We start from the raw sequence: 13722 nt of genomic DNA, 5'->3' as shown, positions 1-13722 counted from the left end.
CAATCATGCGTGTCAGGCTCAACGTCTATTTCCCGCCCGCGCTCGCCAAGCAGGTGGATGAGCTGGCGATCCGCCGCCGCATCTCGCGCTCAGCGATCGTGGAGGCTGCCGTGGCGTCCTACCTTTCGCCAGACGGCGCCGACCGGATGGAGGCGGCGTTCGCCCGGCGGCTTGATCGCTTGTCGCGTCAGGTCCAGCGGCTTGAGCGCAACACCGGGCTCACGACCGAAGCGCTAACGCTGTTCGTGAGGTTCTGGCTGTCCGTCACCCCACCGCTGCCAGACGAAGAACAGGCGGCCGCACAGGTTAAGGGGCGCAAACGATACGAGGGCTTTGTCGAGACGCTCGGCAGGCGTTTCGCCAGCGGCAAGACGTTGATGGACGAGATCCCGGAAGATGTCTGGCCGAAACAAGAGCATGCGCCAGATTGAAAACGAAAGTCTGTCAGGGTGAAAGCTCACCTCAGAAAGCACCGATAGGCGGTCAAAGCCGACGCAGTTAGGTAATCTTTAGAGCGGACATTATGAGTCGGGGTTCTGACCCTTCTGGCGCTGCAGAAACCGCAGGTGGCTGTACCGCGCGACCACCTTCTTCGCCGTATCGCCCGGCTTCTCGACATGAGTGAGTTGAAGGCGGCTGGCGCAATACAGGCCGCAGTTTATAGTTCCGCGCCTTTGGCGGCCCACGCTGCCATTTCACCATCTGCGATCGTCAACGAAACGCGCCAGCGGTCAGTACGGCGCAGGATATAGACGTGCTCCCATTCGGCGACGAGTTCATCACCCTCGCCGAGCATTCGGTATGCCAAGCGTGCTTGAGCGACATTCGGGAAGAGTTCATTCGCGGCAAGCAGCGCCCCCACGGGCCGAACGATGCCCTGCTCGCGGTAGAAATCCATCAACGTCACGCAGTGGTCACGAAACGCCTCCCGTTGCATCGCGAAGTTGCCGGTTGGCGATGGGAACAGTCCAACAGCGTCCCAAAGCTCGCTGAGCGCGTCGGGCTCGTTACGGGCGAACGCTGCGACATATTCGACAAAGAACCCGGCCATTTCCTCTTGGAAAGTCAATGATCGTCCTTTCGGATAAACTAGTGTGCTTGTTCAGGGGCGGCGACCTTCATGAGGCTGACATTTGGCTCAACAAGCTCTACCAATGCCGATCCTCGGCAATTCTAACAGCTGGCAGCTTGCCGATCAGCAAGGCTACCGCGGGTGCGAGGATACCCTTTCCATAGGGTGATCTTGCACAATGCCGTTACGCGTTCAGCATACGCTTGAAAAAATAGTGCAGCACGAAATGCCCGGGGGATACAACCGTCACTAGCTCCCAGCTCTGACTACCCAACTCGCTCAGCTTGGCCGAGTCGAGCCGCTCTTCGATCGCCAAATATTCCCATTTCATATGATCTCTCCATCCAAGTTCGCCGCGCACTACGAGCACGATGCCAAAGGCCGTCTCGACCTCTGCCGCTCGGCTACAATATTGGGTCTCCAGCGCTGTTTCCGTACCGGACTGCGGCGTTAGCGCGGACAACGGTCATCGCTGGCATTCGCGCCGGTCCGGGTCACGATCGCAGCGCTGCTTGCGCGCACGATCGGCCATGATTTGAGCATCTCTGGCGATCTCAGTTGTCAGGCGGGTTTTCTCCAGTTCTTCGATCTGCTTCAGGTCGCGCCGACGCTGCTGCGCGAGCATGCAGTCATTATAGGCGGGGGAGCCATAGCGTGCGCCGAAGCTCGAGCAGGTGTTCCCGTCTTCCGCTAGATTTACCTGTCGCCGCTCGGCGCCCGACATACAGCCGGCCAGGCTGATGCCTAGCAAGGCGACAAGACCGAGCGACAGTGTGGATTGAAGGGCGTGCAAGCTGGGTCGATCTTTCATTCTGTTTGTTTCCTTCAGTGGACTTTATTCCATTGGTGCGACCCGTTGCGCCGTGACTGCGGGCGGCTGAAGCGCCGAAAGAGCATTTCAACAGCGAGGCGATGGGAAACGAGTGGCGCAGGGAGATCTGTCGATTTGCCGACCGCGACGAGCAGGACGAGCGGGTCGTACAGCGTCAGCATGGCTCAAGATTCGGGGATGCGCGCAATGACCTTGATCTCGAAATCAAATCCAGCGAGCCAATTCACCCCGACCGCTGTCCAGTTCGGATAAGGAGGATCACCAATCACCTCCTCGCGAACAGCCATGACGGTTTCAAACTGAGCCTCGGGGTGGGTGTGAAAGCTAGTCACGTCGATGACATCGGCGAACGTGCAGCCAGCCGCCTCCAGCACCGCCGCAAGGTTCTGGAACGCCAGCCGGGTTTGAGCCTCGAACTCCGGCTCGGGTGAGCCGTCTTCACGGCTTCCGACCTGTCCAGAAACGAACAAGAGATCCCCTGAGCGGATCGCGGCGGAATAACGGTGCTGATCGTAAAGTTCGTGGCGGTTGACCGGGAAGATTGCTTGCCGTTGGGACATGATGAGAATCTTTCGAACAAGGGGTCGGCGCGAGGCGATGATGCTTTTGACCGCTGGTAAATTATACGTCGGCGATAGCCTCGGGGCGGACTCTTCATGACATTGCCGGTACAGGCGGAGCCGGCTCGTCCGGCAGCGGAATGAACTCCTGATCGTCGGCATCCGGCAGTTTCATCCGTCCCGCCTTCCAGTCCGATGCCGCCTGCGCGAGCCGGTCCTGCGAAGACGACACGAAGTTCCAGTAGATGAAGCGTTCGCCGACCGGCTCGCCGCCGAGGACCATGATCGTCGATGTCTCCAGCGCCCGCACGCTCGAAGCAGCCTTGCCGAGCACCAGCAACCTGCCAGCCTCGTAGCGCCTTCCATCCGCTTCTAAGGTGCCCGTCGCGATGTAGAGCGCGCGCTCCTTGTGACCGCTGGGGATCTCCGCAATCGCGCCACGCGCAATATCGAGATGCGCGTAGAACAGCGGCGAATGCGTTGTAGCGCCAGCCGTCAGACCGTAGGCGCTTCCGGCGATGAGGTGGCCGACCACCCCGGCTTCGTTCCACTGCGGAAGATCGCTCCCCGCATGATGCGAGAAGGAAGGCGAGGTCTCTTCCATCTCAACCGGCAACGCGACCCAGGCCTGGATACCGTGAACGCGATCGCCCTGCGCCCGCGCGCGCTCGAAGCGCTCACTATGCGTAATGCCGCGACCGGCGGTCATCCAGTTGACCTCATGCGGCCGGATCGCTTGGTCGTAGCCGAGGCTGTCCCGATGCATGATCTCGCCGGCGAACAGATAGCTTACGGTCGACAGGCCGATGTGCGGGTGCGGGCGGACGTCCACGCTGCGGTCAATGCCGGGCGCGAGGTCCATCGGCCCCATATGATCGAAGAAAATGAAGGGGCCGACCATGCGCCGCTTCGCAAAGGGCAGCACGCGCCCCACCGCGAGGCCGCCGCCGAGGTCGCGACGCCGCTGCTCAATCACCATTTCAATCATACTGCCTCTCCTGACCGGGCCGGGCCGTCGGCTCGGGTCATGCTTTGATGAACGCCAGCAGGTCGGCGTTGATGAGTTCGGGGTGGGTGGCGAACAGGCCGTGCGACAGGCTCGGATATGTCTTCAGCATGCCGTTCGGCAGCAGCTTGATCGCCTTGCGGGCGGACGCGTCGATCGGAACCACCTGATCGTCTTCGCCATGCATCAGCAGGACAGGCAGCGAGACCGCTTGCAGATCCTCGGTAAAGTCTGTTTCGGAGAAGGCGACGATGCAGTCGTACTGGGCCTTTGCGCCGCCCATCATGCCCTGCCGCCACCAGTTCCGGATCAGCCCTTCGCTGACCTCCGCACCCTCCCGGTTGAAGCCGTAGAAGGGGCCGGTCGGGACTTCGAGGAAGAACTGCGCGCGGTTGCGGATAAGCGCTTCGCGAAAGCTGTCGAACACCGCCATCGGCAGGCCGCCCGGATATCGCTCCGTCGCCAGCATGATCGGCGGCACTGCGCCGATGAGAACGGCTTTCGCGACGCGACCAGGCTCGCTGCGGGCGACGTAGCGGATCACTTCGCCGCCGCCGGTCGAATGCCCGACGTGGACTGCGTTCTTAAGGTCGAGCGCTCGGGCAAGCTCCGCGACGTCCGCCGCGTAGGTGTCCATGTCGTTCCCCGTGTCGGTCTGGTCGGAGCGCCCGTGACCGCGCCGGTCATGCGCGACCACGCGATAGCCCTCGCCGAAGAAGAACAGCATTTGGTTGTCCCAGTCGTCCGCGCTGAGCGGCCAGCCGTGGTGGAAAACGATGGGCTGAGCGTCCTTCGGTCCCCAATCCTTGAAAAAGATCCGGGCGCCGTCCTGCGTCGTGATCGTCGTCATGGCTTTCGTCCTTTGCTCTTTGGAGTCGGCAAGGATTGAGCGAGCCCTTCGTCGGAATCGAACATCGCGACGCCGCCCAAGGCCATCGTCACTGGCACCTCGTCCTGCAGGACGTCCCAATGCTCGGCCAGCTTGCCGTCTTCGATCCGGAAAAGGTCGACCACGACCTGCGGCACGTCCGCCCAACCACGAATGCGGCCGTGAATGGCGACGAGATCGCCTTCGGCGACGATCAGCCCGGGCTCGTAATAGACGTCCTGCGACAGACCGGCGACGAGGGTTTGCAGGGCATCGCGTCCCTGCGGAATGCTGGGATTGTGCTGGATGTAGTCGGCAGCGTAGTGCTGCTCCACCGCCGAGACATCATGGCGCTGGAAAAGCGAGGTCATTGCCTCGATTACTAACGCCTTGTTCCGCTGTGGACGATCGTCCGAGACCCGTTGCGCGGGCCGGGTTACCGAGATCGGACCGGTCATCCGAATGAACTCGCCGCTTGGCAGCGTGGCGAATGAATGAACTAGGCCGCGGTCATAGTTTTGGACGTTCGTGACGGTCGCCCCGTCCTTTTCCTGCCAACTTACAGCGAAGATGCTGTTGCCGAGGGGAACGACCTGAATATCGACGGTCTCGGTCCGGGCTAGCGGCCCTTCCTTGATCTCGAACCGTAGTTGGGTAGCTGAGAGCAGGGTCAGGCTCACCTCGAAATTCGGATAGGCGACGTCCATTTCCTGTCCGATGGGAAAGTGCTCCATCGTCATTTTCACAGTCCTTTGTACGTGGCGGTGGAGTGCGAGGTCCGAGCAGCGCCAGTCGTGGGAGCGATGGCGACCGGAGCTGCGCCCAGGTTTACGCAGTCGGCCGGGTGAAACGGGGACGACGCAGCCCGATGACCGATCAGTCTGGTCGGAGCAGATCGCTCATGGTCCTCGGCATCCCCGCCATAATCATCCCGCCTCGGCCGGCACCGGGGTGTTGAGCAGCTGCTGCTCCCAGAGATAGGCGATTGCGCTGCCGCCAATGTGATACTTTAGGGCGTCGTTCAGGTCGGTCGCAGTCTCGGTCCGCGCCCAGTCGCGTTGCCATTCGGACGCCAAGGCCAACCACGTCATCATGTTGATGCCGGCCGCGATCATGCGCTGGATAGCAACTTCATGTGCCTCGATCGACGTGCCCCCCGAAGCGTCGGTGATGACCGTCACGTCCCAGCCCTCGCCCGCTGCCTGGATCGCGGGCATGGCGACGCAGATTTCGGTCCAAAGGCCCGCGATGATCAGCTGCTTGCGGCCGGTTGCTTTCACTGCGTCAACGACCGTCTGATCCTCCCAGGTGTTGATGAAGGTCCGGTCGATCACCTCCTGGCCCGGAAACACTTCGGTGATATGCGGGAAGATCACGCCGCCGCGAGCAGCGATGACGCTGGTCAGAATCGTGGGCACCCCGAACACCTTGGCGACCTTGGCGAGCGCCGTCGTGTTGCTGACTACGGCCTGCGGATCGTGGCTGTTAAGGTTTGCAAGCTGATACGGCTGATGATCGATCAGGACGAGCACCGAATCTTCGGGACGAAGAAGCGAATTGAGGCCGTTGCGAAAGGTCATGACAATCCTCCGTCATAATGCGTTGGAACTGGTTGTTTGACGGCGTGCGCCTTTCACGGCGCCACCTGGACGAACCTTGTCATTCCTATTTGCGATGCGGTAGCGTCCCCTTCTGACTAGCTGTGTCGCGGAAAACGGAACGCCAAGTTGGATATCGAAGAGCTAGAGACGTTTGTGGCAGTTGCCGATGCCGGCGGCGTCTCGCCCGCTGCCCGCCGGCTCGGCGTCTCCAAGTCGATCGTCAGCCGGCGGCTTTTTCGGCTTGAAGCGGAGCTCGGTGTTCAGCTCCTTGCCCGAACGACCCGTGGCGCGGCGCTGACGGAGGCCGGGGCGATGTTCCGGGACCATGCGGCAAGGGTTGCTGCCGAGATCGACGTGGCCAGAGAAACGATCCTGCCCGCTGGCGAGCTTCGCGGACGCTTGCGGATCGCTGCGCCACTTTCCTTCGGTCCGACGCACTTCGCCCCCGTGATTGCGGAAATGGCAAAGCAGCACCCGGAGTTGCACGTTCATACCTGCTATACGGATCGCTTCGTCGATCTCATCGCGGAAGGTTATGACTGCGCGATACGGGTCGGCTATCTGCAGGACTCGAACCTGGTTGCAAGACGAATTGGGCCAATCTTCGGCAAGCTCGTCGCAAGTCCCGCGTACATCAAGGCGCACGGGGCGCCGGCGACGCTGGACGAGGTGGTTGATCATCAAGCACTCATGCAGGGCACCGAAACCTGGCAATTCATGGATGGGAACAAGATCGTCACGGTTCATCCGCAGGGTCGCTTCAAGGCAGACAACGCAGTTGCTCTGATCGCCGCCGCGACAGCCGGACTCGGGATCGCGTGGCTTCCTGACGGCCTCACTAATGAGTATGTCGCGTCCGGCGCGCTGGTGCCGGTAATGACCGCTTATCCGCCACCGCCAGCGGGCGCATATGTCGTACGCCCGCCGGGTCAGCATCCGTCGCGGAAGATACGAGTTCTTATCGAACTGCTGATCGCTTGCTTTGCAAATTCGCCGCAGGACGCGGAAGCCGCGCCGTAGTTTTGGGATAGCGTTCCGGAACCTGCGACGCCGCGCGCTGCCCAATGGGCCTAGCGCTACCCATCGCGAGACGGCAGTTTCATCTCTCGCCGGCAATCGACACATCGAGTCGTGGAGCAGGCCGTTCGGCGATTGGCAATCAGGCTTGGCGCGCTCGCATCGTCAGCGAAGCAAATCCGCCCTCGGCAACGTATCTACCGCCCCCTTTACTACGCCGGAAACTAGCTGTTGCGAGCCGACTGTTCCTGCGTCTCTTGATGTGCCCCGACAGCCGGGCGGCGGTTCGCCCGGTCCTTTGCAGGGGCCAGTCGTTGACCATCCACCCGATCCGATCCGAGGCAAAATCCCGCGGGGCGCGGATGCTCCGCACCGCGCTCGGGCCGTCGATCGCGGGATGGCTGGACGATCCCGCCGTCATCGAAGTGATGCTGAACCCCGACGGCCGACTTTGGCTCGATAGGCTCAGCGAAGGCATCAGCGATACAGGCGAGCTGCTGAGCGCTGCCGATGGCGAGCGCATCGTCCGCCTGGTCGCTCACCATGTCGGCGTCGAGGTTCACGCCCGATCCCCGCGCGTATCGGCCGAGCTGCCGGAAGGTGGCGAGCGGTTCGAGGGTCTGTTGCCGCCCGTCGTCGCGGCGCCGACCTTCGCTATCCGAAAGCCCGCCGTCGCCGTGTTCACGCTCGACGACTATGCGCACGCCGGCATCATGTCGGCGGCCGAGGCCGAGGCGTTGCGCCGCGGCGTCGTGACCCGCACCAACATCCTCGTCGCGGGCGGCACCGGCGCGGGCAAGACCACGCTGGTCAACGCTCTCTTGGCGGAAGTCGCCAAGACGAACGACCGCATCGTCCTGATCGAAGACACGCGCGAACTTCAATGCGCCGCGCCCAACCTTGTCGCCATGCGCACCAAGGACGGCGTGGTGTCGCTGTCCGAGTTGGTCCGCTCGTCGCTGCGACTGCGCCCCGACCGCATCCCCATCGGCGAGGTGCGCGGCGCCGAGGCGCTCGACCTCATCAAAGCCTGGGGTACGGGCCACCCTGGCGGTGTCGGCACGATCCACGCCGGCACCGCGCTCGGCGCGCTCCGCCGGATGGAGCAACTTATCCAGGAGGCCGTCGTCACTGTCCCGCGCGCGCTGATCGCCGAGACGATCGACCTGATCGCCGTGCTGGTCCGCGACGCGCACGGCCGCCGGCTGACCGAGCTGGCCCGCGTCGAAGGGCTTGACCCCGCGACCGGTGACTACCGCCTCGCACCGCTCACCACCCCCCAGCCCGGAGACCTGCCATGATCCATGCCCTTCGGCATGGCGCACGCCGCGCCATGCTCACCGCCACCGCCAGCGTGATCGCGCTGACCTTCGCCGTTCCGGCCCATGCCGGCGGCTCGTCGATGCCGTGGGAAGCGCCGCTCCAGTCGATCCTCGAAAGCATCGAGGGACCGGTGGCGAAGATCATCGCGGTGATGATCATCATCATCACCGGCCTGACACTGGCGTTCGGCGATACCTCTGGCGGCGCGCGCCGACTGATCCAGATCGTGTTCGGCCTGTCGATCGCTTTCGCCGCCAGCTCCTTCTTCCTGAGCTTCTTCAGCTTCGGCGGCGGGGCGCTGGTCTGATGCCGGACGTGGCCGAACCGATCGCCGGCTACCTCGCCCCGGTTCACCGGGCGCTGACCGAGCAGATATTGCTCGGCGGCGCTCCGCGCTCGCTCGCCATCGTCAACGGGACGCTGGCGGGCGCGATCGGCCTCGGCCTGCGCCTGTGGATCGCCGGCTTGGTCATTTGGGCCGTCGGCCACGGACTGTCCGTCTGGGCCGCCCGCCGCGACGCGCAATTCGTGGACGTGGCCCGGCGCCACCTCCGCTACCCGACATGGATGCGGCCATGATGAGCTTGCGCGAATATCGCAGCAAAGCTGCGAGCCTTCCCGACTTCCTGCCTTGGGCCGCGCTGGTCGGCGAAGGCGTCGTGCTGAACAAGGACGGCTCGTTCCAGCGCACCGCCCGGTTCCGCGGCCCCGATCTCGACAGCGCCACGCCCGCCGAGCTGGTCGCCACGACCGCGCGGCTCAACAATTCGCTGCGCCGTCTCGGGTCCGGCTGGGCGATCTTCGTCGAGGCACAGCGCACGCCCGCGCTCGACTATCCGGAAGGCCACTTTCCAGATCCTGTGTCGTCGCTGGTCGAGTTCGAGCGCCGCGAGCAGTTCCGCGAGGAAGGCGCGCACTTCGAGAGCCGCTATTTCCTCACCCTGCTGTGGATGCCGCCGGCCGAGGAAGCCGCGCGCGCCGAAGGCTGGCTCTACGAGGGCCGCTCCACATCCGGCGTCGATCCTTGGGAGCTGCTGAAAGGATTTACCGATCGCAGCGACCGCGTGCTGAACTTGGTCGAAGGCTTCGTGCCCGAGGTCCGCTGGCTCGATGACGCCGAGACACTGACCTATCTGCACAGCACGGTTTCGACGCGCCGCCAGTGCGTTCGCGTGCCGGAAACGCCGATGCACCTCGACGCGCTTTTGGCCGACGAGCCGCTGACCGGCGGACTCGAACCGAAGCTCGGCGATCATCATCTCCGCACGCTCACCATCGTCGGTTTTCCCAGCGTCACGTTCCCCGGCCTACTCGACGAACTGAACCGGCTCGCCTTCGAGTATCGCTGGGCGACCCGCGCGATCATGCTCGACAAGACCGATGCGACCAAGCTGCTGAGCCGCATCCGCCGCCAGTGGTTCGCCAAGCGCAAGTCCATCGCCGCGATCTTGAAGGAGGTGATGACTAACGAGGCGTCGGTCCTGATGGACAGCGACGCCTCAAACAAGGCGGCCGACGCCGACACCGCCCTGCAGGAGTTGGGCGCCGACTATGCCGGCATGGCCTACGTCACTGCCACGGTGACGGTGTGGGACCGCGATCCCGCTATTGCCGCCGAGAAGCTTCGGCTGGTCGAGAAGGTCATCCAAGGCCGCGACTTCACCGTGATACCCGAGGGCATGAACGCGATCGAGGCGTGGCTGGGGAGTCTTCCCGGCCACACCTACGCCAATGTCCGCCAACCTCCGATTTCCACGATCAATCTCGCCCACCTGATCCCCCTGTCAGCAGTATGGGCGGGGCCGGAACGGGACGAGCATTTCGGTGCGCCCCCCTTGCTCTATGGCAAGACCGAAGGCTCGACCCCGTTCCGGTTTTCCCTTCACGTCGGCGATGTCGGCCACACTCTGATCGTCGGGCCGACCGGCGCCGGCAAGTCGGTGCTGCTCGCCCTCATGGCGATGCAGTTCCGCCGCTACGAGAACGGCCAGATCTTCGCCTTCGACTTCGGCGGCAGCATCCGTGCCGCCGCGATCAGCATGGGCGGCGACTGGCAGGATCTCGGCGGGATGCTCGCCGATGGGACCGGCGACGGCGTGCAGCTCCAGCCGCTGGCACGAATCGACGATCCGGCCGAACGCGCTTGGGCGGCCGAATGGCTGGCGGCCATCCTTGCGTCCGAAGGCGTCGCGGTCGATCCCCAGGCCAAGGAGCACCTATGGTCGGCGCTCGGCTCACTTGCGTCCGCGCCGATCGGCGAGCGCACACTGACCGGGCTGGCCGTGCTGTTGCAGTCGCAGCAGCTCAAACAGGCGCTCGCCTCCTACTGCATCGGCGGGCCGTGGGGCCGTTTGCTCGACGCGGAGGCAGAGCGTCTCGGCGAGGCGTCGGTGCAGGCGTTCGAGACCGAAGGCTTGGTCGGCGCCGGATCGGCCGCCGCCGTCCTGTCCTATCTGTTCCACCGGATCGAAGGGCGGCTGGACGGCTCGCCCACGCTCATCATCATCGACGAGGGCTGGCTGGTCCTCGACAGCCCGGACTTCGCAGCGCAGCTCCGCGAATGGCTGAAAACTCTGCGCAAGAAGAACGCCAGCGTGGTGTTCGCCACGCAGAGCCTCGCCGACATCGAAACCTCGAATATCGCGCCGGCCATCATCGAAAGCTGCCCGACGCGCATCTTCCTGCCCAACGAGCGCGCGGCCGAGCCGCAGATCGCCACCATCTACGAGCGGTTCGGCCTCAACGCCCGCCAGATCGAAATCCTGAGCCGGGCGACGCCCAAGCGCGACTATTACTGCCAGTCGCGGCGCGGCAACCGGCTGTTCGAGCTGGGGCTGGGCGAAATCGCGCTGGCCTTCGCCGCGGCGTCTTCCAAGACCGACCAGCTCCGCATCGCTGAGCTCGTCGAGACCCACGGCCGCGAGCGCTTCGCCGCCGAATGGCTGCGCCATCGCGGCCTGGCCTGGGCGGTCGATCTTCTTCCCGAACCCCAACCCGATCCGCTGGCCGGTCGCCGGGAAGATGCCGGCCAGCTCCCCCTTGCCCTGAAGGACATGACCCCATGAAACCCAATATTCTGCGCCGCGCCATGTTGGCCGGCGCCATCGCCACGTCGAGCATGATCGGCATCACCGCCGCCACGCCGGCGTACGCTCAGTTCGGCGGGATCGTCTATGATCCGACCAACTATGCGCAGAACGTGCTGACGGCCGCCCGGTCGCTCCAGCAGGTCAACAACCAGATTCAGCAAATCCAGCAGCAGGCGACCAGCCTCATCAACGAGGCGCGCAACCTGGCTTCGCTGCCATTCAGCTCGCTCCAACAATTGCAGCAGCAGGTGCAGCGCACCCAGCAGCTTCTCGGCGAGGCGCAGCGCATCGCCTACGACGTGCAGAACGTCCAGCAGGTGTTCAACGGCCGCTACAAGGGCGCGGCGCTCACCGGCACCCACGCGCAGATGGTCGCCAACGCCAACGCCCGCTGGGAGGATAGCGTCGGCGCGTTCGAGGACGCGCTTCGCGTTCAGGCCGGTGTCGTCGGCAACATCGACGGCGCGCGCACGACGATGGACGGCCTGGTTACGTCCAGCCAGTCGGCGACGGGCGCGCTTCAGGCGGCGCAGGCGGGCAACCAGCTTCTGGCGCTGCAATCGCAGCAGCTCGCCGACCTGACGGCGCTGCTCGCCGCGCAGGGTCGGGCGCAGGCGCTGGACTCGGCGCGTAACGCCGCCGTCGAAGCCGAGAGCCGCGAACGGCTCCGCCGCTTCCTCACGCGGTCCACCGGCTATCAGCCGGGTAACGCCCGCATGTTCCACGACTGATCGTCATGGACAGCAAGCTCCTCGCGCGCATCGGCGCCGTCGTCTTCATCGCCATCGCCATCACGATGACGGCGGTCGAGATGAGCCGTCCGCCCGAGCCACCGCGCGCGGGGCCGGCGGCCGTCGCCGAGACATCGGCGACGGACCCGCTGCTGATCGAGTTGCGCCGCTGCCAGTCGATCGGCGCGGCCGGGGCGAGCGACCCTGATTGCCTGCGCGCCTGGGCCGAGAACCGCCGCCGGTTCCTCGCGCCCGGCGCGCGTCCCGCTGCCCGCATCGCCGATGGCGCCACCCCACAGGAGAATTGATATGGGCGGCACCGGCGTCGTCGATCGCTTTTTGGATGTCTTCACCCGCTACATCGACAGCGGGTTCGGCCTGCTCGGCGGCGAGGTGGCGTTCATCGCCACCACCCTGATCGTCATCGACGTGACCTTGGCCGCCCTGTTCTGGACGTGGGGAGAGGGCGACGACATCATCGCGCGCCTCGTCAAGAAAACGCTGTTCGTCGGCGTCTTCGCCTACATCATCGGTAACTGGAACAGCCTGGCACGCATCGTCTTCGAGAGTTTCGCCGGGCTCGGCCTCAAAGCATCGGGCACCGGCTTCACCGCCGCCGAACTGCTCCAGCCGGGCCGCGTCGCCCAAGTGGGTCTGGAGGCGGGTCAGCCGATTCTGGAATCCATTTCAGACCTGATGGGCTGGGTCGCGTTCTTCGAGAACTTCATCCAGATCGCGGTGCTGCTGATCGCCTGGCTGCTGGTCATCCTCGCCTTCTTCATTCTGGCGATCCAGCTCTTCGTCACGCTGATCGAGTTCAAGCTGGCGACGCTGTGCGGCTTCGTCCTCATTCCGTTTGGACTATTCGGCAAGACCGCCTTCATGGCCGAGCGCGTGCTGGGCCTGGTGATCTCGTCGGGCATCAAGGTGCTGGTGCTCGCCGTCATCGTCGGCATCGGCTCGACCTTATTCGACGAGTTCCGCGCCGGGTTCGGCGGCGCGCAGCCGAGCATCGAGGACGCGCTGGCCGTCGCGCTCGCCTCACTGTGCCTTCTCGGGCTCGGCATCTTCGGCCCGTCGATCGCCAATGGCATCGTTTCGGGCGGCCCGGCGCTGGGCGCAGGGGCTGCGGCGGGAACCGTGCTCGCTGGCGGCGGCGCGCTCGCCGGTGGCGCCGCTGCCGCCCGCCTCGGTGTTGGCGCGGCGGCGGGTGCAATCGGCGGCGCTGCGCGAGGCGCGGCCTTCACGTCTGGCGCCGCCAACAGCGCTTATGCGCTCGGCTCCGCCGGCAAGACCGGCGCGGCCGCAGTGACCAGCGGTGCTGCCGGAGTCGGTCAAGCGGCGGTCGGCGCTGCCATGTCGCCGCTCCGCAAGGCGGCCGCCTCGCTTAAGGACAGCTACCGCTCCGGCGGCCGCGCCACCGTCACCGCCACGGGCGGGACCATTTCGGGCGGCAGCTCCACGCCGTCGCCGGACGCGCCGACCGGCGCGCCCGCCTGGGCGTCCGCGATGAAGAACCGCCAGACCATGACCCACGGCGCGACCATCGCCGCCCACACGCTGCGCTCCGGCGATGGCGGCGGCAGCGGCGCTTCCGTCGACACCAGCCAGAAGGATTGATCC

18 protein-coding genes are annotated in these 13722 nt (G+C 64.8%); 9 read left to right on the top strand and 9 right to left on the bottom strand.

Annotated elements, in window-relative coordinates; genetic code table 11:
* Positions 1–5 precede the first annotated feature (5 nt).
* Entirely contained in the window at positions 6–431 is a 426-nt protein-coding gene (locus tag M0208_RS05180; protein ID WP_258890665.1) for a CopG family transcriptional regulator, read from the top strand.
* Positions 432–658: 227 nt separating this feature from the next.
* Here M0208_RS05180 and M0208_RS05175 read toward each other — a convergent pair whose 3' ends face one another.
* The 9 genes from M0208_RS05175 to M0208_RS05135 all read right to left on the bottom strand — a co-directional run bounded on the left by M0208_RS05175 (position 659) and on the right by M0208_RS05135 (position 5870).
* Positions 659–1051 (bottom strand): hypothetical protein, encoded by a 393-nt coding sequence (locus M0208_RS05175; RefSeq protein ID WP_258890664.1) that lies wholly within the window; start codon positions 1049–1051, stop codon positions 659–661.
* Between the two features lie 205 nt (positions 1052–1256).
* Complete coding sequence (locus M0208_RS05170) at positions 1257–1403, bottom strand: hypothetical protein (protein ID WP_258890663.1); 147 nt, start codon at positions 1401–1403, stop codon at positions 1257–1259.
* A 135-nt stretch (positions 1404–1538) separates the two neighbouring features.
* Positions 1539–1883 carry a hypothetical protein gene (locus M0208_RS05165; RefSeq protein ID WP_258890662.1) on the bottom strand — a complete coding sequence of 115 codons (345 nt, stop codon included), beginning with the start codon at positions 1881–1883 and terminating at the stop codon, positions 1539–1541.
* A 14-nt stretch (positions 1884–1897) separates the two neighbouring features.
* Positions 1898–2065 (bottom strand): hypothetical protein, encoded by a 168-nt coding sequence (locus tag M0208_RS05160; protein WP_258890661.1) that lies wholly within the window; start codon positions 2063–2065, stop codon positions 1898–1900.
* A 3-nt stretch (positions 2066–2068) separates the two neighbouring features.
* Positions 2069–2464: a RidA family protein gene (locus M0208_RS05155; RefSeq protein WP_258890660.1), complete on the bottom strand. Its 396-nt coding sequence runs from the start codon at positions 2462–2464 to the stop codon at positions 2069–2071.
* 94 nt (positions 2465–2558) lie between these two features.
* Positions 2559–3452 carry a pirin family protein gene (locus tag M0208_RS05150; protein ID WP_258890659.1) on the bottom strand — a complete coding sequence of 298 codons (894 nt, stop codon included), beginning with the start codon at positions 3450–3452 and terminating at the stop codon, positions 2559–2561.
* Between the two features lie 37 nt (positions 3453–3489).
* Complete coding sequence (locus M0208_RS05145; protein WP_258890658.1) at positions 3490–4320, bottom strand: alpha/beta fold hydrolase; 831 nt, start codon at positions 4318–4320, stop codon at positions 3490–3492.
* Positions 4317–5078, bottom strand: coding sequence for a MoaF-related domain-containing protein (locus M0208_RS05140; RefSeq protein WP_258890657.1), 762 nt, complete (start codon positions 5076–5078; stop codon positions 4317–4319). The genes M0208_RS05145 and M0208_RS05140 overlap by 4 nt, the downstream gene beginning before the upstream one ends.
* 186 nt (positions 5079–5264) lie before the next feature.
* On the bottom strand, positions 5265–5870 hold the full coding sequence (locus M0208_RS05135; RefSeq protein ID WP_258890656.1) for a hydrolase: 606 nt from the start codon (positions 5868–5870) through the stop codon (positions 5265–5267).
* 195 nt (positions 5871–6065) lie between these two features.
* Here M0208_RS05135 and M0208_RS05130 point away from each other — a divergent pair, with 195 nt between their 5' ends.
* The 8 genes from M0208_RS05130 to trbL all read left to right on the top strand — a co-directional run bounded on the left by M0208_RS05130 (position 6066) and on the right by trbL (position 13719).
* Positions 6066–6959, top strand: a complete 894-nt coding sequence (locus M0208_RS05130; protein WP_258890655.1) for a LysR family transcriptional regulator — start codon at positions 6066–6068, stop codon at positions 6957–6959.
* A gap of 311 nt (positions 6960–7270) precedes the next feature.
* Positions 7271–8257, top strand: coding sequence for a P-type conjugative transfer ATPase TrbB (gene trbB, locus M0208_RS05125; protein ID WP_258890654.1), 987 nt, complete (start codon positions 7271–7273; stop codon positions 8255–8257).
* On the top strand, positions 8254–8586 hold the full coding sequence (locus tag M0208_RS05120) for a TrbC/VirB2 family protein (RefSeq protein ID WP_258890653.1): 333 nt from the start codon (positions 8254–8256) through the stop codon (positions 8584–8586). Before trbB ends, M0208_RS05120 begins: the two co-directional genes overlap by 4 nt.
* The gene (locus tag M0208_RS05115; RefSeq protein ID WP_258890652.1) at positions 8586–8858 is read left to right on the top strand and encodes a VirB3 family type IV secretion system protein; all 273 of its coding nucleotides are present in this window, start codon (positions 8586–8588) and stop codon (positions 8856–8858) included. The genes M0208_RS05120 and M0208_RS05115 overlap by 1 nt, the downstream gene beginning before the upstream one ends.
* Positions 8855–11344, top strand: a complete 2490-nt coding sequence (trbE, locus tag M0208_RS05110; protein ID WP_258890651.1) for a conjugal transfer protein TrbE — start codon at positions 8855–8857, stop codon at positions 11342–11344. Before M0208_RS05115 ends, trbE begins: the two co-directional genes overlap by 4 nt.
* Positions 11341–12099, top strand: a complete 759-nt coding sequence (gene trbJ, locus M0208_RS05105) for a P-type conjugative transfer protein TrbJ (RefSeq protein ID WP_258890650.1) — start codon at positions 11341–11343, stop codon at positions 12097–12099. The genes trbE and trbJ overlap by 4 nt, the downstream gene beginning before the upstream one ends.
* 5 nt (positions 12100–12104) lie before the next feature.
* Positions 12105–12407, top strand: a complete 303-nt coding sequence (gene trbK-alt, locus M0208_RS05100) for a putative entry exclusion protein TrbK-alt (RefSeq protein ID WP_258890649.1) — start codon at positions 12105–12107, stop codon at positions 12405–12407.
* 1 nt (position 12408) lies between these two features.
* Complete coding sequence (gene trbL / locus M0208_RS05095) at positions 12409–13719, top strand: P-type conjugative transfer protein TrbL (RefSeq protein WP_258890648.1); 1311 nt, start codon at positions 12409–12411, stop codon at positions 13717–13719.
* The last annotated feature ends 3 nt before the right edge of the window (positions 13720–13722 follow it).

Origin of the sequence: Sphingomonas sp. SUN019, assembly GCF_024758705.1 — a bacterium.
Taxonomy (GTDB): domain Bacteria; phylum Pseudomonadota; class Alphaproteobacteria; order Sphingomonadales; family Sphingomonadaceae; genus Sphingomonas.
The sequence above is the reverse complement of the archived record's forward strand: the minus strand, read 5'-3'. Positions and strand labels throughout refer to the sequence as shown.

Excerpts from the sequence above, each read along its gene's own strand:
- M0208_RS05165 (WP_258890662.1), bottom strand. The coding sequence starts at position 1,883 with ATGAAAGATCGACCCAGCTTGCACGCCCTTCAATCCACACTGTCGCTC.
- M0208_RS05170 (WP_258890663.1), bottom strand. The coding sequence starts at position 1,403 with ATGAAATGGGAATATTTGGCGATCGAAGAGCGGCTCGACTCGGCCAAG.
- M0208_RS05175 (WP_258890664.1), bottom strand. The coding sequence starts at position 1,051 with ATGGCCGGGTTCTTTGTCGAATATGTCGCAGCGTTCGCCCGTAACGAG.
- trbL (WP_258890648.1), top strand. The coding sequence starts at position 12,409 with ATGGGCGGCACCGGCGTCGTCGATCGCTTTTTGGATGTCTTCACCCGC.
- M0208_RS05150 (WP_258890659.1), bottom strand. The coding sequence starts at position 3,452 with ATGATTGAAATGGTGATTGAGCAGCGGCGTCGCGACCTCGGCGGCGGC.
- M0208_RS05180 (WP_258890665.1), top strand. The coding sequence starts at position 6 with ATGCGTGTCAGGCTCAACGTCTATTTCCCGCCCGCGCTCGCCAAGCAG.
- trbJ (WP_258890650.1), top strand. The coding sequence starts at position 11,341 with ATGAAACCCAATATTCTGCGCCGCGCCATGTTGGCCGGCGCCATCGCC.
- M0208_RS05115 (WP_258890652.1), top strand. The coding sequence starts at position 8,586 with ATGCCGGACGTGGCCGAACCGATCGCCGGCTACCTCGCCCCGGTTCAC.
- M0208_RS05155 (WP_258890660.1), bottom strand. The coding sequence starts at position 2,464 with ATGTCCCAACGGCAAGCAATCTTCCCGGTCAACCGCCACGAACTTTAC.
- M0208_RS05140 (WP_258890657.1), bottom strand. The coding sequence starts at position 5,078 with ATGACGATGGAGCACTTTCCCATCGGACAGGAAATGGACGTCGCCTAT.
- M0208_RS05160 (WP_258890661.1), bottom strand. The coding sequence starts at position 2,065 with ATGCTGACGCTGTACGACCCGCTCGTCCTGCTCGTCGCGGTCGGCAAA.
- trbK-alt (WP_258890649.1), top strand. The coding sequence starts at position 12,105 with ATGGACAGCAAGCTCCTCGCGCGCATCGGCGCCGTCGTCTTCATCGCC.
- M0208_RS05120 (WP_258890653.1), top strand. The coding sequence starts at position 8,254 with ATGATCCATGCCCTTCGGCATGGCGCACGCCGCGCCATGCTCACCGCC.
- trbE (WP_258890651.1), top strand. The coding sequence starts at position 8,855 with ATGATGAGCTTGCGCGAATATCGCAGCAAAGCTGCGAGCCTTCCCGAC.
- M0208_RS05145 (WP_258890658.1), bottom strand. The coding sequence starts at position 4,320 with ATGACGACGATCACGACGCAGGACGGCGCCCGGATCTTTTTCAAGGAT.